Raw genomic sequence first — 18210 nt, forward strand, 5'->3', positions numbered from 1 at the left:
TTATACGTATGGATGCTTGTCCTATTGTTCTGTAAAACACTATTGTTTGCGGTAGGGTGATGTAAGACACAAAAATTTATGCATAGGCTGTTTTGATGAGAGAAGTGCGGTAAATATTCAAAGGAGGGCTTGTTCCTATAATTTGGGGAAAGGAACCCTATGAAATGGGAAGCTGCGAAGGAGTTATTCTTGAAAAGGCGGATCGTTTATCAACCGGTTTGAGGAGGGGGGGCGTCCTTTGAAGTGTGAGGAGAAGGCCAAGAACAAAGCGTGTGGCATCCTATACCTATGCAAACGCTTTTATTTTGATCACAAATTAAGTTTAAAATTGCTTTCTGTTTGACAGATGAGAGGACTCTAAAATTTTTAAAAAGCAAAAATTCTTCTCTGCTTGCTGCGATTTCATCATGATGATATGGGGTATTTTCTTTTGCGACAATATCAGTGTAAAAGAAAGGCAAGTAGAATATTCAAAATATCGGAAATTTCTTTTAAACATCCTGAGCTCACACGATTTAAACATTTTTCTTATTTCTGGATTTGTTGGAAAGTGACACCTAAACGGTGTCCTAATGTTTTTTGAGACATCTTCAACATTTTTCGCCTAAAGCGAATTTTTTACCTACAAAAAGATCAATATGAGAATTTTGAACATGCACTTTTCCCTCCAGTTGCGAGCGCCCTCGCATTGGTATTCTGGGAGTAACAAGCACTGACCTCGAATCAGCTTTTTGCTTGTAGTGCTGAAAGCACCTAGACATAGCAAAGCCTCCCGGAATTCCGAGATATCCGTAACGCGGAGTAAATTTATGTATCGAGGTTTCAGGTTTGTTTTCCCTATTGATTGTTGGCGTATACGATCAAAACATCCTTTAAAAGGTTTTTTGCTTCTCAATTTTTTACGCTTACTCATTCAAGTTATGTTCTCAATTCTGTTTTTCACAAAGATAAAGCTTGGCTTTTAAGCTTAAAGCACCGCTTATGGTGCTGTACTTAATCAATAACCAAAAAGATTTGTTTTTCTTATATAGGTGAGCAAAATGGTTTTTTTAAATACGGTTTAGATATCATGATGATAGGGGAAAGCTTTTATGAGTGAATATCCCTCATGCAAAACAAAATTAAAACAGAATAGATTTGGTTGTTGTATATTCACATGTTGGTTTTTAAGGGACATTTCCCAATGCTAAAGCCCATTTCACCAATGGCGTTTCGTGAAGTGTATAACGGTAAAGCCTCCATGCATGGTATAAAAGTCATACTTCTATCTTTATTGAAAAAAAAGCTGTATGACAGCACATACTCTTTGTCAGTTCAAAATGTTACGACAGTTTTTGTATTTGAGAGGGACCATAAGAGGTATTTTATTTCTTAGTTTTCAAGTGTTTTTATCTACACGCTCATCCCGCTTATAATATGCAAGAAAATAGTTGTGGTTGATTCAATATAAACAGATTTGAAATGATAAACAGATTTGAAATGAGAAAAGATATTTAGCTTTCTCATGATACATTAATAATAAATTATTGTTATAAATTAAAGATTTTATACTTAAAGAAGCGGTTTTTTCTAAGGGGGATATTCGTTTATTTTCCAAGCAAAGAATTTGAGTTTTTTAGATAAAAAAACTGTATCAATGCATTTGTTGTTAAATAAGAAAAATGAATATTTGGGAATGATAAGCTTTTGATATAAAGCATTTTAGAATTTTGCACAACTTAACGATAATTTATTTTATTTATTATTTCGTATGATCTCTATAGGCGATACAAAGTTGGGGTATAGTTTGAGAAAGCAGATGACAGAACTATTATCTTTCGATAAGTAATTTTGAAGTAAAAGACAGCTTGATAAATGACAAATAGAGATAGGTGCACTATGAATGAGCTTACCCATATCGAGACTATTATAGCACATTATGATGCTGTTTTTTGCGATGTATGGGGTGTTGTACATAACGGTGTACATGCATTTGAACCAGCGTTGAAGGCGTTGTATAAAATTCGCCAAATGGGAAAAACTGTTATTTTATTGACCAATTCTCCTCGACTACGGGAAGGTGTTGCTGCCCAATTACAAAGTATGAATGTTCATAGCGACTATTATGATGCACTTATCACTTCAGGGGATGTCACGCGTGATCTCATTCGGACTGCACCGCGTAAAGTTTTTTTCATTGGGCCACAACGTGATTTGGTGCTGTTTGAAGGGTTAGAGTGTGAATTTGTTGAAGAATGGGAGGCTTCTGTTGTTGTCTGTAGTGGTTTTCTTGAAGATTTTGACGAAGAACCCTCTGCTTATGAGGAGATGTTTCATCGTATGCGAGCGCGGAATTTACCTTTTATTTGTGCTAATCCTGATGTAATTGTCCATTATGGAAATAAGGAATTTTGGTGTGCTGGTGCATTAGCGCGTCTTTATCAACAATTAGGAGGGGAAGTCCGCATCGCTGGAAAACCTCACGCGCCTATTTATGAATGTGCCTTTGAAAAACTTCAAAAAATACGGGGAACAGTAGAAAAAAGTCAAGTTTTGGCTATTGGTGATGGTCTTTTAACGGATATTAAGGGGGCGGCTCATTTTGGGCTGAATGCCCTTTATATTATGGGGGGGATTCATTGTTATGATTATATGAAGAATGGTGTGGTGGATAAGCAAGCTTTGCATTCTTTTCTGGAACGTCATGGTTATAAACCACAAGCAATCATGTGGGCACTTCAGTAATGGCTAATTTTTTGCGTCTTCAGGGAATTCATATGTTTCCCTCGGCTTGGCGGGGAGCCGTGTTAGCACTTGGAAATTTTGATGGTGTTCATTGCGGGCATCAGGTGGTGTTACAAAAAGCGCTTGATTTCGCGACGATAAAAAAGAAACCAGCAGTTGTTTTAACTTTTGAACCACATCCAAGAAGTTTTTTTCGACGTTCAGCGCCTGTCTATCGTTTGACAGAGGCTGCTGAAAAAGCTGAAATTTTTAAAATCCTTGGCTTTGACGGCGTGATTGAACAGCCGTTTGATGCACAGTTTGCTGCTCTTTCAGCAGATGAATTTATTAAGTCGATTTTAAAGGAAGTTTTTGATGTTTCCGTTGTGGTGACAGGCGAAAATTTTCAATTTGGTCATCAGAAAAGCGGAAACGTATATCTTCTTTGCCAAAGAGGAAAAGAATATGGATTTCAGGTCGTGCAAGTTCCTTGCTTTTCTCATCCATGCGTTTCTCGTCATCAAGATTCACAACCGATGATCATTTCTTCGAGTTGTATTCGGAAGCTTCTCTCACAAGGCGAAGTGGACAAAGCAGCCCATTTATTAGGGTATCACTATCGCGTATGCTCCCATATTATTCAAGGCGAAAAACTTGGACGCCTTTTGGGATTTCCTACTGCTAATCAGATGTTGCCTCCTCAAGTTCGTTTGGCACATGGTGTTTATGCGGTACGTTTGCGTCGTGCGAACGGTGTTTTGTATGATGGCGTTGCAAGCTTTGGTTGTCGTCCAACGGTTGTTAAAGATGGTACACCACTTTTGGAAACCTATTTGTTTGATTTTAACGATGACCTTTATGGGGAAAGCTGTACCGTTTCTTTTTTTCAATTTTTGCGCGGACAAGAAAAATTTGATGGGCTTGAACCTTTGATTGTACAAATGCACCGTGATGAAAAAAAAGCAAAAGAAATTTTAAAGACAGTACAACCATTATCACAGTTAGATAGGCTGCTTACTTTTAAAAATATGCCTTAAATTTATCTGAAAAAGAGAGAAGAGCAGTAAAAATAGCACTTAAAGTGATTATAATCACAAAGATATATTCCAAAACGTCGTGGAATATATGTTTTTTCCGTTGTTGAGAGGGAGAATCGAATATCTGAAGATCTGATTTAGGCATTATCTTTTTCAAAGTTAATTTTATGGCTTTTGTTATCATTCAAAAGTTTACTGCTTGTTTCTTTCTGATTCGTTAAAATCCATGGTGCAAGATGTAGTAAATGAATAAGTACCAAGAGTATTGGGCAATGATAATAAATGTGAAAAGGGAGAAATGCTGTTTTTAAAATTGATGTTTTTTATTTTAAAGTTTATTGCTTCTTTTTTCTGATTTGTATTATTATGTCGTTTATACTATATCGCCTTTTATAATGATATTTGGCTCATGTAAAACTTTACGCATGTAGTATTTTTTGTTCGTCGTATGATGAAAATTTTTAAGCCGGTTTTAGTTTGTCGAGTCTCGTAAAGTAGATCAATGGTCAGCAGCGGCTTTCGTGTTAACCAATCGCGTAAACGAGAATGAAGCCGATGAGAAAGGCTTTAAGTCTCGTTTCTCTCATATGTTGTGATAGGGAGTTCACATTAAGGAGACCGCGATTGATTACAGACAAAAGAAATCATTATGAGAAAGCAGGCGACCTTGTTTCATAATTTCTAATGCTTTTGATGATAAAGGCACAACTTTGTTGTCGTATCACGGTAGCTCTTGCATGTTCTCAAGCCAAAAACTGTCTATATCTTCATTTATCTTTTATAAATAAACGCATATATATAAGGCAAAGAGAAGCCAGTCCTGTAAGGATAAGCAAACGCAAAGAAATGGTATCATTGTTTTTTTTGATAGAAGGATTGGATAAAAGTTGGGGCATTTCTCCATTCCATTTTCGGTCTATTCGTGACTTTATGGCGTTGTTCTTCTCATATGTTGTTATTTGTAAATCAATATCCAATTCTTAACGCAGCAGCATGTTTGAGACAAAGATTGAGACGGATAAGAGCTCTATTAGCTGTTTCTGCCTTTGTATATCAAATGGGAGCGAGTGTGTTGCGTATCTCTTGTTTGGGTAATTTCTAAAACCGATCTACATACTCATTATGGGAAAATATGAGGTTATAAAGGAGGAAATCCGTCTAGCGTACTCATCTCTTTTAAATTCGACTTTGCTACTTTCAAAAGTGTCCAAAGCAATATCTCTTAAATAATGAAAATGAAGATGATGCACTGCCTCGGGTTTTTGTTTTTCTTGTTTTTTGAATAGGATAACATCCTTTATGTAAAAAATAGAAGCTCTAAACGGAATATACTTGTTTTGCTAATTTATGTGCTTGTTAAAAAAAACATTTGTCAATGCTCCCCATATCTATTTCACGATGGTATTCGTGAATGGTATAACGTAAAGTCCATGAAATATAATTACCTTTATATTTAATAAACTTCATTCACTTGGGTTGATTCAAAGTGTTATTATGACCTTTGTATTTAAAGGGTTCATAAGAAGCATTTTTATTCAGATGCTTGTGTTGTGCAAGCGAATGATTTTGATTGCTCCACAGTATGAACAGGCTGGAATGTGAGAGAATCTGATGATGTTTTTGGTTTTTATTACAAGGTGTAAAGCGATATAAATATCTTTTAAATCGGTGTATTACTATATTGTAAAATGCTTTTTTTCAGAATTCGTCAATATTTGAGATATCATATGGATAGAGGCTTGATAACAGTGGACTTGTGAAGGGAAATTGCTTGGAAATTTTTTATTTTTTACGCGTTATTTCTTCATTATTTTGCAAAGGGCGCGCTTCTGAAGCAAGCATAATAGGAACGCCATCACGAATAGGATAGGCAAGTTTGGCTTTGTAAGAAACGAGCTCTTGTGTTTTTCGGTTGAAAGAGAGAGTGCCTTTCGTCATTGGGCAGACGAGCAATTCGAGCATTTTGGGATCTGTGGTCATTTTTTTCATGTTTGGACATTCATTAGTTTAAGCGGTAATCTGTTCCTGTTTGTTTCATGAGCGAGCGTTCTGTTAATGCAAGAAGAGTTTGGGCACGGCTTTCGATATCTGGAGCTTCAAGGAGAGCTTGTTTTTCTGCTGGTGTAAAGGGGATAAGAGCTGAAAAAGCATTAACCAATATAGGTGTAGGGGCTTCTATGATGCTGCTCCAATTATATTCCATTTCATGGATGGTTAGATATTTTTCTACAACGTCGAGTAAGTTTTCTCGGTTAATGCTTTCTTCAATATCAAATTCTTGCAAGTCTTTTATGTTTGATTGGATGAGAGCTGTTCGATAGGATTTTGTGTTTTTCAATTCTTGTTCTAAAGTGAAGCGGCAAACACCTTGTAAGATAATGAACAGTTGTCCATTTCCTGTTTCACTGTAGTTCGTAATGCGCCCTATACAACCTGTTTTATAAAGTTGTGTAGAGAAGCTATCTGTATCCGATGAAAGGGGTTGAATGATGCCCAATAGACGATCAGATACCATAACGTTTTCAATCATTTCAAGTGATGCTGGTTCAAAGATGTTGAGTGATAAAAAACCACCGGGAAGTAAGAGCGCACCTTCTAAAGGAAAAAGGGCGATTTGCTTTGGAAGATCATTTTCACAATTGTAAGAGATATTACCAGCTTTCATGAGTATTTTGTGACCTTTGTTCGGTAGTTTTAGTCTGTAAATAGTTGCAATTTGTGACACTATTGAGTAAAGCAGAAAATCCACTTCTTGTGCATTAAAATCATACTTATAAAATATTTGAAGTCCTTATTCTCAAAAAGAATATGAAACCCTATCTTTAAGGTTGAACCGCGCGAGAAAGAATATTGCTTTGCGATCTTTTTAGTGTGTGACGTTTTGCATGATTTTCAAGGGGTATCTTTTTTGATAGCTTTTGATTTTTGTCTTAAATTTCCTAAAATGCGTTCCTTACAATTTTTGTAAAGTTCAAAAGGATACTATTATAAATCCTTTGAAGCTGCTTATGCAAGTTTTAAAATGAGAGTATTTTCATCAATTTACTGATGACAGTGCAATAAAGATAGGTTATAGATTAAAGCATGCTGGAAAGAGCGTTATCGTTTCTTTCATTCTTTTGCGGGAGAGTGCAGATTGCAAATTTTCGCATTGCCGCCGAAGGGGAAATAGCCCATAATCTCTCAGGCTTTAAGGACCGTAAAAGGAAGAAGGCAGATCTGGAAAGTCGGGAAAACCCGCGCCGAAGGTGTAAGCGAAAGATCTTTTCGCGAGTCTCTCAGGTTGATGACAGAGGGGGCAGAGACGGCCATATTCTGTGGGCGTTAGCGCAGCTTTGGAGTTATTATGGGCACAGCACAAGAAACATCTTTTTTAAAAACACTTCCTTTATATGATTTGCATGAAAAAGCAGGAGCAAAATTTGGTGCTTTTGCGGGTTGGAACATGCCTTTAACTTATCCTCTTGGCGTTTTAAAAGAGCATCTTCATACGCGTGCACATGCAGGACTTTTTGATATTTCTCATATGAAATTGATTGCGGTTGAAGGGGCACAAGCTGTGGAATTTTTGTCCTATGCTTTTCCTATTGATGCCGCAGCTTTAAAGATTGGGCATTCACGGTATAATTATTTGCTTAATGAGCAGGCTGGTATTCTTGATGATCTTATCATTACCCGTTTGGAAGAGGGGCGTTTTATGTTGGTCGCCAATGCTGGGAATGCACAGGCTGATTTTTTAGAATTGGAAAAGCGTGCGGTTGATTTTGAATGTCAAGCGATTGCCCTTGAAAGGGTATTGCTTGCGCTTCAAGGTCCTGAAGCGGCAGCTGTTCTTGCTGATGCCGATTTACCAGGGAATGAATTGTTCTTTATGCAAGGATTCGAACCACAACAGGATTGGTTTATAACGCGTTCTGGTTATACGGGAGAGGATGGTTTTGAAATTGCTTTGCCTATAGGGCATGCGCATATGTTGGCTGAAAAATTGCTGAGTGATTCTCGGGTTGAGTGGATTGGACTGGCCGCACGAGATAGTTTGCGGTTGGAAGCAGGGCTGTGTTTGCATGGAAATGATATTACTCCTAATACGACACCTATTGATGCGGCTTTAACATGGGCTGTTCCTAAAAGTGTTCGAGAAAAAGCACAATTTTATGGTGCAAAGGCTTTTCTTGAAGCACTGCAAAAAGGACCTGCTCGTTGTCGTGTTGGATTAAAACCGCAAACGCGCCAACCTATTCGTGCCGGTGCGCTGCTTCTTGATGATCAAGGTAATGAGATTGGCGTTGTAACATCAGGTGGTTTTGGTCCTTCTTTTGAGGGACCTGTCGCGATGGGTTATGTTCCTGTTGATTTTAAAGTTGAAGGGACACAAGTCTTTACAGAACTGCGAGGCAAAAAGATTGCACTATCAGTTCATTCACTTCCCTTTGTTGAACAACGTTATTTTAAAGGATGATTTTTTATGTCTAAAACTTATTTTACACAAGACCATGAATGGCTTAGCGTTGAAGGACAAGTGGTGACTGTTGGGGTTACGCATTATGCGCAAGAGCAATTAGGGGATTTGGTTTTTGTTGATTTACCACAAAGTGGGACAAAACTCTCCAAAGGAGAGGCAGCGGCTGTTGTGGAATCAGTGAAGGCAGCTTCAGATGTTTATGCTCCTCTTGATGGTGAAGTGGTCGAAATAAATGAAGCCTTGGCTGATAATCCTGAACTGGTAAACCAGAAACCCGAAACAGAAGGCTGGTTATGGAAAATGACATTGCAGGATGAGACACAACTGGAGGGGTTGTTAGATAAAGATGCTTATAAGGCTTTGATTGGATGAGTACCATGAGCGAGCGTTCTTTTTCTTCTCGACATATTGGGCTGCGTCCTGATGAAACACAAAAAATGCTTGATGTTTTAGAGCTTGATTGTGTTGAGACACTCATTTCTCAAGCTGTTCCACACTCTATCCATTTGGGACGTTCACTGAATCTTCCAGAGGCTGCTAGTGAAGGACAAGCCTTGGAAGAACTCTCCAAGATGATGGAGCGTAACCATGTGCACAAAAGTTTTATTGGGCAAGGATATCATGGAACTTATGTGCCTCCGGTTATTTTACGAAATCTGTTTGAAAATCCTGCTTGGTATACTGCGTATACGCCTTATCAAGCAGAAATTAGCCAGGGTCGTTTAGAGCTTTTGTTTTATTTTCAGACATTGGTTAGTGAACTAACAGGTTTGCCTGTTGCTGCTGCTTCCCTTCTTGATGAAGCAACTGCTTTAGCTGAAGCCAATGCCCTCGCTTTTCGCTTTTTCCGTGAGAAAAAAACAAAAATTTCTCTTCAGAGTCTTTTGCATCCTCAGACTTTGAGTGTTGCGCAAACGCGTGCTGAAACACAAGGGATTCAGATTAGCCAAAATGGCGAAATTGATTCTGATACAGCGGCAATTGTTTTGTCTTGGCCAGATACAAAAGGCTCTTTTCATGATTACAGTGAGATCATAAAAGAGGCAAAGGAAAAGGGAGCTTTCGTTATCGTTGTGGCTGATCCTTTAGCGCTTACCCTTCAGGAGCCACCGGCTCAATGGGGGGCAGATATCGTTGTTGGCTCTATGCAGCGTTATGGCGTTCCGATGGGATTTGGTGGTCCACATGCTGGTTACCTTGCCGTGAGTGATGCATTAACGCGTCTTATTCCAGGGCGTATTGTTGGTCAATCCGTGGATACCAAAGGACGCGTTGGTTTTCGTTTAGCTTTGCAAACACGTGAACAACATATTCGGCGCGATAAAGCGACGTCAAATATTTGTACAGCGCAGGCTTTGTTGGCTAATATGGCAACCGCTTATGCTGTTTGGCATGGGCCAAAAGGCTTACAAGAAATTGCGCAGCGAATTCATCATTTAACATGTCGTTTTGTTGCTGGTTTAGAAGCAGCAGGGGTTCATGTTGAAGGGAAAAGCTTTTTTGATTGTGTGAGTATTTTTGTTAAGGGAAAAGCGCGAGAGATTGCGCATCAAGCCAAAATAGGTGGGCGCCTTATTCGTGTTCTTGATGATGACACTATTGCAATCAATTTTGATGAATTATCGACAGAAGAAGATGCTGGTGCTTTAGCGCAGCTTTTGGGGGCACAATTAGGCGATCAGGTTTCTCCAAGATTCTTTGGAAAAAAACGGGATGCTGCTTTTCTTTCTCAGCCTTTTTTTCATGCCGTTCATTCAGAGACAGATATGATGCGCTTTTTGCGTCGTTTAGCAGATAAGGATTTGGCGCTGGACCGTGCTATGATCCCTCTTGGTTCTTGTACAATGAAGCTTAATGCCGCGGCTGAATTGATGCCTGTAAGCTGGGCGAGCATGGCCAATATACACCCCTTTGTTTCACAAGAGGATGCAGCGGGTTATTTGGAGATGATCAACCAGTTAAATGCGTGGTTGTGTGAAATTACAGGATTTGCGCAAGTTTCTTTTCAGCCAAATTCTGGTGCTCAAGGGGAATATGCTGGGCTTTTGGCTATCCGACGATATTACCAATCACGAGGAGAACATCAACGTACAGTTTGTCTTATTCCTGCATCTGCGCATGGTACCAATCCAGCTTCGGCCCATATGGCAGGGATGGAAGTCGTTGTGGTAAAATGTTTAAGCGATGGTGATGTTGATGTAGATGATCTCAAGATGAAAGCGCAATTGCATAAAGATAAATTGGCTGCTCTTATGATTACTTATCCTTCAACCCATGGTGTTTACGAGGAAAGCATTAAGGAAATTTGTTCTATTATTCATGAAAATGGCGGACAAGTTTATTTTGATGGTGCTAATCTCAATGCCCTTGTGGGGCTTGCTCGTCCTGCGGATATTGGCGCTGATGTTTGTCATATGAATCTTCATAAAACATTTGCTATTCCTCATGGTGGTGGTGGTCCTGGTATGGGACCAATTGGAGTTGCTGCGCATCTCAAACCATTCGTACCAGGTCATGAACAAGATGGGACAACGCATGCGGTTTCGGCTGCTCCTTATGGAAGTGCGTCTATTCTTGCGATTACATGGATGTATATTCGAATGATGGGGGCTGATGGCTTAAAATATGCAACACAAATAGCCATTTTAAATGCCAATTATATTGCTGCACGTCTTTCAGCCGCTTATTCCATTCTTTATCGGGGCAAGTATGGACGTGTTGCGCACGAATGTATTGTGGATACACGCGTGTTGAAAGAGCAGTATGGGGTGAGTGTTGATGATATTGCAAAACGTCTCATTGATTATGGATTCCATGCGCCCACGATGTCATTTCCGGTTCCGGGAACTTTGATGATTGAGCCAACGGAATCAGAACCAAAAGCAGAGATTGATCGTTTTTGTGATGCTTTACTCTCTATTGCTGAAGAAGCGAAAAAAGTTGGGAATGGGGTTTGGCCAAAAGACAATAATCCATTGGTGAATGCCCCTCATACAGTGGCAGATACTTTAGATGATGCTTGGGTGCGACCCTATTCGCGACAAGAAGCTGCTTTTCCCAACAGTTCTCTTGATCCAGCCAATAAATATTGGCCTCCTGTATCGCGTATTGATAATGTTGCGGGAGACAGAATGCTCATTTGTTCGTGCTCGCCATTGGGAAACACCTATTAAATAAAAAATATATATTTAATTTGTTTATTTGCATGAACGAAAAAAGCCCACACATTTTGTGTGGGTTTTATGTTTATTGATCATGTTGCTATGGTGTTATTTGTCTATTTTCTAGAACTTTGCATTGTTTTTTTATAACATGAGAAAAATCGAAAAAGTCGACAAAAAAGCTGTATTTTGTCGGCAATAGGCATGCTCTCCTTTGCTTTCTACTGTATGACATGGTTTTAGTGACTAGGCGGCATTGGTCTAGTCAGCTAATTCATGTAAACGAGAGCGAAACCTACAGGGGATAGGTCACGTCTGTTGCATGTGTTGTGATATATTCCTTCTCACTAGGGTGACGACGACCGGTTGTAGAAAGAATAAAATCAATTTTAGTGTTTTTGATGATAAAGACACGCGAAACTCTGTTGTTGCATCTTTTCGAGTCAAGAATTGTCTAAATATTTCTCTTTAATCTGCTTTTTGTAAATATGACGCAAAAATATGTAAGAACACCTGTTAGAATGAGAAAACGCAAAGTCAAATGTATTATGGGTGTTTTTTACAAGGTGTCTTATAAAAAGCCAGCACATCTTTCCACTTCATTGCAGGTCAGTTTGTGACTTTACGGCACTGTTTTCCTAAGAGCCCGTGTGCTTTAGCTGTTGCCTGTAAATCAACATCCAAACTTAATGCAGCCACATGTTTTGAGTCAGAGATTGAGAAAAAAAGAGCTTTATGAGTCGTTCCAGCTTTTGTCTGTCAGATGAGGGCGAGGGGATTGCGTATTTCTGTTGACGTAACCTTTGAAACTGGAAGACAATCTCATTTTGGGAAAATGTAAAGCCGTAAAGGTAAAACTCAATCCTCAGTTTGACATCTCCTTTTAATTCAGCTTTACGGCTTTCAAAAGCATTTAAAGCAATGTTTTTTAAATAATGGGGATTACACATTGCTCCATATTTTTATTTATTGTGTTTTTTAGTGGGGGCACGACCCTCATGTGAAACAGAACGCTCCAAAAAGAATATTCTTGGGTTGTTAATTCACGTGTTTGTTTTAAAGAGACATTTCGCTCCCAATCCCATTTCGCGACGGCGCTTGTGAATGGTACAACGATAAATCTATTGAGAGCTCCCCAATCTTTATGCTCTATGAAGAAGGAAGTTGGCACTATCATACACTTTGCCAGTTCGTGGGTGCTGCTTACAGCCTTTGGTATTTGAGGCGGTTCATTAGAAGCATTATTCTTTTCTTAAATCATTTTTATCTACACATAGTTCAGCTTGTGGTATGCAAGCGAATGATTTTGATTGCTTCATTATATAAGGCTGAAATAAAAGAAATTTACAATATTTAATACTGTTATTCGATATGTCGAATTGCCAATTAACAGTTTGGCTTAATTGGGCTATTAATTTTAAAAAATTGGCAATATATTCTTTTTCGTTAATTTATGAAAGAAAGGCTAAGTTTTTGTATTTTGAGTGTAAGCCTCTTCTCTAAAACAATCCATCAATGTGTCTATTTTGAGATTTCTGTGAATGTACGGTGTCTATGATCATTCTATGCGATTGATTGTGGTAAAATCTTTCGTAAGAGCCCCCCTAAATTTCTAACATAATGATTTTTATTCAGTTTATTTCTTTAATAGTGTCTTTATGTGTAAATGTATTTATAGCGTGGTCCAAGAGACGTTAGAATTTCATTGGGAAGGGTGTTGGCGTCTATAGATACTTTTTCAAGTGTTTGATGGGGGCCAATGAGTTCTACCCAGTCACCTGTTTGAGGTTTTTGATCAAGATCGGTCGTATCTACAATAATGGAATCCATAGAAACGCGTCCAACCATGGGCAGTTTGTATCCATTGAAGTAAACTGCTCCTTTATTTGAAAGAGCACGGAGCCAGCCATCTGCATAGCCAATAGAAATGGTTGCAAGAGTACTTGGTCTGTTCGTTATAAAGCTTTCTCCATAACCAACAGGTGTGCCTACATCAACAACACGGTTTTGAAGAACTTGGGCTTCAAGTTTTAAAACAGGTTTTAGAAGGGATGTGTGTTTTTCTTGGGGGGCGACTCCGTAAAGTGCAATACCGGGGCGAACAAGATCAAAATAAAAATTTGATCCCAGAAAAATGCCTCCTGAATTGGCAAAGGAAGCTCTGCAGGTTGGCAATTGCGTAAGAGCAGTTTTGAAAGAAGTTAATTGGGCATAATTTGATGGGTGAGTATCATCTTCTCCGTTAGAAAGGTGACTAAGAATATATTTTATTTCTGCTTTTTCGAAAATTGTAGGGTGTTTGATGAGTTTTTGTAATTCTTTTTGATCCAGTCCTAATCGGTTCATATGGGTATCGATTTGAACAATTGCTGGAAATTTTTTATCTTTTTTTTGACAAATTTTTTGCCAATTTTCAATGGCATTCCAAGAGTTTAGAACAGGAACAATACCAGATTGTGCGACAAACTCTTCTGCTGAGTGTGGGAGTCCATTCAGAAGAGAAATCGTGACATTTGATGGTAAAGTGCTTTTTAATTGGAGTGCTTCTCTGATTTGGGCAACAAAAAAAGTGCGACAACCAGCTTGATAAAGGGCAGGAGCAATTTTGTGAGCTCCTAATCCATAAGCATTTGCTTTTACAACTGCTGAACATTGTGTTGGAGATACACGTTTGGCTAAAGTGATATAATTGGAAACAATGGCACTGACATCGACGGTTGCTACAGCTGTATAGAGTGATGTATTTATTTCATCATTAACGTATTTGTTCATTTTAAAAGCTTATCTGTGTTCGTGAAATACGGAGTTTTCTTTGATTATTTCATTGAGGTTCTTTACGGTATAGGGAAAGGCTCTATTTGCTATGGTCAAAGTCATAAGGAGCTCATATTGGATTATGCACCATGAAAGTCATTTTGTTATGTAAAATGGTACTCTGGATATAAGAGATGTTTTAGTTTTATTTGTGTTGTTATCAATACGGTATCTTCTGATAATTTGTAAAACATAGATTTTTATTTTTTTACTTATTTTCCCTCGTTGAGGCATCTTAAAAAAGAAAGCATAAGTTATTGTATTGTATCATTTTGAAGAGTGCAATGTTAGACTGTTGTTGCTGGTGTGATTGTTTTGATTAAATATTGCATTGGCTGCTTATGTAGAGAAGGTAAAATGATTAAATTAACCACGTTAAATCAATGCATTACAAGTTTTCTACCATGAGGGGAAAGGTCATTCATCTGTGCAATTTTGGATGTCGTCTCATGTACTTAAAATTATTTTTATTGAATGGAAAACAGTGTGTAAACACTTTTTGATACATTAAAAACTGTTGATTTAGAAAACTCGTTGATTTGGATATTATTTGTTTTCAAGATGGATTGGGTATCCAATATTTACTTTCTAGTGTTTGATTGATTTTAAGTGAAATCAATTTTATCGCTTATAGAGCGCGTTAGACTCATTCAACAAAAATTTTATCTCTCTTATTTTAAGGTTTTTGGTCATAAGTTTTATCAAGCGAGAGAGTGTTATAGCGTTACAATGGAAATATGCATTATGAGTTAAAGGGGAAAAGAGTACCGGGATTGTTTAATACTCAATGTTTTGTTTTTCTTTGAATGGGGTTTGTATTCGTATTTTCCTCATTTATTTAATTTTGGCATAAAAGTGTTAGCCGTGAGACTTTTGTTTTAAGAAAATTGTTGGCAGATGGTTGTGCAAGTACTATATCACGTTAAGGATTCGAAATTTAATGTTCAATAAAGATATAGGGAAGAGTATGAATACGTCTGCTACCAATGTTCCGTCAAGCATCAGCAGCGTTACAAATTTTCCGATTCCTGAGAATGTGTTCGCCCTTACTGTCCAAGAGGTTTGTCACTATACAGATCGGTTATTTAAATTCCGTCTGAATCGTCCGGATAGTTTTCGTTTTCGTTCGGGTGAGTTTGTTATGATCGGTTTGCCAAATGCAGAAAAGCCGATTTATCGCGCTTATTCGATTGCAAGTCCCTTTTGGGATGAACAGCTTGAGTTTTTTTCGATAAAAGTTCCAGGGGGACCTTTAACTGAGCATCTCCAAAAAATTAAAATTGGTGATACAGTTCTCATGCGTAAAAAATCTACAGGAACGCTGGTTCTTGATGCTCTTATTCCTGGAAAACGTCTTTATCTTCTTTCAACTGGGACGGGGGTTGCTCCTTTTGCAAGTCTTGTTCGTGATCCTGACACTTATGAAAAATTTTCAGAAGTTGTCCTTATTCAAACAACGCGCGAAAAAAATGAGTTAATTTATGCAAAAGATCTTGTTTCCTCTTTGCAACAAGATCCACTCATTGGAGAGTATGCACAACAGTTGAGATTTTATCCTATGACGACTCGTGAAGCTTCTGAGCATATGGGTCGTATTACGACTGTGATGGAAAGTGGGGATTTTTTTGAAACAACGGGACTTCCTAAGATTCATCCTGATGAAGATCGGGTGATGATTTGTGGTTCCATGGCAATGTTAAAAGATTGCGCCAGGATGTGTGAAAGCTTTGGTCTTGTTGAAGGGGCCAATAATGCTCCTGCTACTTATGTTGTAGAGCGCGCTTTTGTGGAGTAATGAGTGGGAAAGTTGATGCTTTATCTTCTTCTATCCGATAGAATATCAAAAAACACAATAAAGTCAATATGTTGTTTGCAATTATTTTATATGAATCCACTCAAGAATCCATCCTTTTATACGTGATTCATTTGATCATTTTTTATATAAGATTGCTATGTATGAATAGACCATAAAAAGCAAATCATGATGCTAATATTATAACGCATGGGTGCATTCAAATGAAATGAAAAGCAGTTATCATTCATAACAGTTATAAATTTTATGATACGTTTTTATCACAGCAGAAATCGCATACGTTTAAAGATCCCATCTTGTTTTAAAGATTGGATTGTTAATCACATGATAAAAACATAAAATTACAGTTCTCAAAATTAGAAGCGTAAAATAGAGAGCTGTCATAACAGCATCATCATAACAGCGAACATTTTAAAGATTGCATAAAAGGATTAAGGACAAGATCGCTTTTAAAACGCTGTCTAAAAGTTTAGAAAACGATAAAGAGGTCTTTTATATCTTATGAAATCAAAAGCCTTTTAATGAATAGATTGCAGGCTAGTTTTTAAGAACGGAACTATTCGCTTCCACAAAAAAATGGAAGCAAATAATGCCATGGCAGTAGAATTACTATCTACTTTAGACTTGGTACTAAAAACGTTTTAAAAGTTATAGTTTAAAAATACGAAACCAAATGGGGTCCCCTCAAATTTGAGGGCATCTATTTTAGACAAAGATAAGCAAGTAAAATTCAAAACCATTGTAACATCATAAGGCATGAGATTTTTCTAAATTTTTAGAAAAAAGCTATAATGTTAAAGAATGCTCTATTCTAAAGTTAATGCCTCCAAAATTGGATTGGTTGATTTTACTAGCCAAATATAGAGCGATTAATTTGCAAAGAAGTTTTGTTAAAAATACGCTTATTATGAAAGCCTTTCTAAATACGTTTAAACGTTTGAAACTGATGTTTATAACAGTTTTTATAGCCTTGCGTTTGATAAAAGCGCTTGTTTATTGTCTTATGAGAGATTGTTTTGAAAACCAACGCTCGTAAATGTAAAAAGAACGTTTTTATAAGACATTCATTTAAGATGCATTTTTATCATGGGCTTTGTTTTCAATGAATCTCTTTAAGTTAAAGACGTTATGATTAATACGTTTGAGAACAACAAAAAGCGTTTATAGGCTTTTTCATTCAAATGAGTGAGTAAAAATCATACGCATTATTTACATTCCTTTTGATAAGTTTTCATATTTCAATAGAGCGCTTGCAATATAATACGTTTTGTATATATGCATTCATTACTCCATTGTGGATGATTATTTTTCTATCATTATAATCGTTATTTGAAAGCCGCGTCATATCACTGACACGGCTTTCTTTTATGATATGTATATTAAGCAATTATCTTATAATGCGTTTATAGTCATCAAGAAGGCACCCCCATGTCTATTTTTATTCTGTTTCATCAACAATCTTGACAAGGTTATCGCTTTCATAAACCTCATAATTTATAGGAACTTCCCTTACTTTGCTTTTCTTGGTTAATTTCGCATTGCCATAAGCGCGACCCCAGACCTTAGTATAGAATAAAACCTTGGCATTGCCAAAAACAGAGCCATAAATTTCAGCACAACCGCCCACCAAAGCACCGCCATAGACCTTGCCATGTATTTTTGCACGACCATTAATAAAGGCATAATTATAAACCTTGGCATAGCTATGAATACGGGCAGAGCCAGCAACAATGGCACGACCATAGACGCGTGCATAACTAAAAACCGTAGCATCATAAGAAACATGAGCATAATCATAAATATGAGCATCAGCAAGAACGCGGGCAGCACCACTCACATGAGCATACCCATAAACATTGCCATAAACATGAGCATTGCCATAGACACAAGCATGGTCATAAATTTTTGCGTATTGAGAGATGAAAGCCTTGCCATAGATTTCACAATTCCCATAGACTTGACCACAAACTTGAGAAAAATGCCGTATTTTTGCATTTTCAGAAACGACGGCATAGCCATACACACAAGCTTTATCATAAACCCAGCAATTGCCATCATGGGATAGATTAGCTTCCTTTTCAATAAAGCCCCCTAAATCCCCCGTCTTAACATCATCAAAATCTTTTAAAGCTTTAATGCGATAAAGATTTATAATATTTCGAGTAAGTGCATGTTTGATTTTTTTGATTTCACTGGTTAATTCGTATTTTTTGCACATAG

10 protein-coding genes, 1 pseudogene and 1 riboswitch are annotated in these 18210 nt (G+C 37.6%); of the genes and pseudogenes, 6 read left to right on the forward strand and 5 right to left on the reverse strand.

The genetic code is table 11. From position 1 onward, the window contains the following. Window positions 1-296: 296 nt before the first annotated feature. Window positions 297-689, reverse strand: a pseudogene (locus tag ACFINC_RS06865) (helix-turn-helix domain-containing protein); the annotation flags it as partial. 1189 nt (window positions 690-1878) lie between these two features. Here ACFINC_RS06865 and ACFINC_RS06870 point away from each other — a divergent pair. Next, window positions 1879-2724 (forward strand): TIGR01459 family HAD-type hydrolase, encoded by an 846-nt coding sequence (locus tag ACFINC_RS06870; RefSeq protein ID WP_375616688.1) that lies wholly within the window; start codon window positions 1879-1881, stop codon window positions 2722-2724. Beyond that, window positions 2724-3740: a bifunctional riboflavin kinase/FAD synthetase gene (locus tag ACFINC_RS06875; protein ID WP_375616689.1), complete on the forward strand. Its 1017-nt coding sequence runs from the start codon at window positions 2724-2726 to the stop codon at window positions 3738-3740. The genes ACFINC_RS06870 and ACFINC_RS06875 overlap by 1 nt, the downstream gene beginning before the upstream one ends. 1782 nt (window positions 3741-5522) lie before the next feature. On the opposite strand, the gene ACFINC_RS06880 is transcribed toward ACFINC_RS06875, so the two are convergent. Both ACFINC_RS06880 and ACFINC_RS06885 read right to left on the reverse strand, forming a co-directional pair. Beyond that, window positions 5523-5729 (reverse strand): Trm112 family protein, encoded by a 207-nt coding sequence (locus ACFINC_RS06880; RefSeq protein ID WP_375616690.1) that lies wholly within the window; start codon window positions 5727-5729, stop codon window positions 5523-5525. 13 nt (window positions 5730-5742) lie between these two features. Next, window positions 5743-6405 carry an LON peptidase substrate-binding domain-containing protein gene (locus ACFINC_RS06885; protein WP_375616691.1) on the reverse strand — a complete coding sequence of 221 codons (663 nt, stop codon included), beginning with the start codon at window positions 6403-6405 and terminating at the stop codon, window positions 5743-5745. Window positions 6406-6852: 447 nt separating this feature from the next. Beyond that, a riboswitch (glycine riboswitch) is annotated at window positions 6853-6950 on the forward strand. A 136-nt stretch (window positions 6951-7086) separates the two neighbouring features. Between ACFINC_RS06885 and gcvT the strand changes: the two genes are divergently transcribed. The 3 genes from gcvT to gcvP are packed head-to-tail and all read left to right on the forward strand — an operon-like array spanning window position 7087 to window position 11375. After that, window positions 7087-8199 (forward strand): glycine cleavage system aminomethyltransferase GcvT, encoded by a 1113-nt coding sequence (gcvT, locus tag ACFINC_RS06890; RefSeq protein ID WP_375616692.1) that lies wholly within the window; start codon window positions 7087-7089, stop codon window positions 8197-8199. A 6-nt stretch (window positions 8200-8205) separates the two neighbouring features. After that, complete coding sequence (gcvH, locus tag ACFINC_RS06895) at window positions 8206-8574, forward strand: glycine cleavage system protein GcvH (RefSeq protein WP_375616693.1); 369 nt, start codon at window positions 8206-8208, stop codon at window positions 8572-8574. A 5-nt stretch (window positions 8575-8579) separates the two neighbouring features. Then, complete coding sequence (gene gcvP, locus ACFINC_RS06900) at window positions 8580-11375, forward strand: aminomethyl-transferring glycine dehydrogenase (protein ID WP_375616707.1); 2796 nt, start codon at window positions 8580-8582, stop codon at window positions 11373-11375. Window positions 11376-13019: 1644 nt separating this feature from the next. Here gcvP and alr read toward each other — a convergent pair. Then, window positions 13020-14135 (reverse strand): alanine racemase, encoded by a 1116-nt coding sequence (alr, locus tag ACFINC_RS06905; protein WP_375616694.1) that lies wholly within the window; start codon window positions 14133-14135, stop codon window positions 13020-13022. A 1009-nt stretch (window positions 14136-15144) separates the two neighbouring features. On the opposite strand from alr, the gene ACFINC_RS06910 reads away from it, so the two are divergent. After that, window positions 15145-15972: a ferredoxin--NADP reductase gene (locus ACFINC_RS06910; protein WP_375616695.1), complete on the forward strand. Its 828-nt coding sequence runs from the start codon at window positions 15145-15147 to the stop codon at window positions 15970-15972. A 1456-nt stretch (window positions 15973-17428) separates the two neighbouring features. Here ACFINC_RS06910 and ACFINC_RS06915 read toward each other — a convergent pair. Further along, window positions 17429-18208 carry a hypothetical protein gene (locus ACFINC_RS06915; RefSeq protein WP_375616696.1) on the reverse strand — a complete coding sequence of 260 codons (780 nt, stop codon included), beginning with the start codon at window positions 18206-18208 and terminating at the stop codon, window positions 17429-17431. Window positions 18209-18210 lie beyond the last annotated feature (2 nt).

The organism is Bartonella sp. AP58NXGY (genome assembly GCF_042195785.1).
Taxonomy (GTDB): Bacteria; Pseudomonadota; Alphaproteobacteria; order Rhizobiales; family Rhizobiaceae; genus Bartonella.

Coding starts and splice junctions, on each gene's coding strand:
- ACFINC_RS06875 (WP_375616689.1), top strand. CDS start 2,724: ATGGCTAATTTTTTGCGTCTTCAGGGAATTCATATGTTTCCCTCGGCT.
- ACFINC_RS06915 (WP_375616696.1), bottom strand. CDS start 18,208: ATGTGCAAAAAATACGAATTAACCAGTGAAATCAAAAAAATCAAACAT.
- gcvT (WP_375616692.1), top strand. CDS start 7,087: ATGGGCACAGCACAAGAAACATCTTTTTTAAAAACACTTCCTTTATAT.
- ACFINC_RS06885 (WP_375616691.1), bottom strand. CDS start 6,405: ATGAAAGCTGGTAATATCTCTTACAATTGTGAAAATGATCTTCCAAAG.
- ACFINC_RS06910 (WP_375616695.1), top strand. CDS start 15,145: ATGAATACGTCTGCTACCAATGTTCCGTCAAGCATCAGCAGCGTTACA.
- ACFINC_RS06870 (WP_375616688.1), top strand. CDS start 1,879: ATGAATGAGCTTACCCATATCGAGACTATTATAGCACATTATGATGCT.
- ACFINC_RS06880 (WP_375616690.1), bottom strand. CDS start 5,729: ATGAAAAAAATGACCACAGATCCCAAAATGCTCGAATTGCTCGTCTGC.
- alr (WP_375616694.1), bottom strand. CDS start 14,135: ATGAACAAATACGTTAATGATGAAATAAATACATCACTCTATACAGCT.
- gcvP (WP_375616707.1), top strand. CDS start 8,580: ATGAGCGAGCGTTCTTTTTCTTCTCGACATATTGGGCTGCGTCCTGAT.
- gcvH (WP_375616693.1), top strand. CDS start 8,206: ATGTCTAAAACTTATTTTACACAAGACCATGAATGGCTTAGCGTTGAA.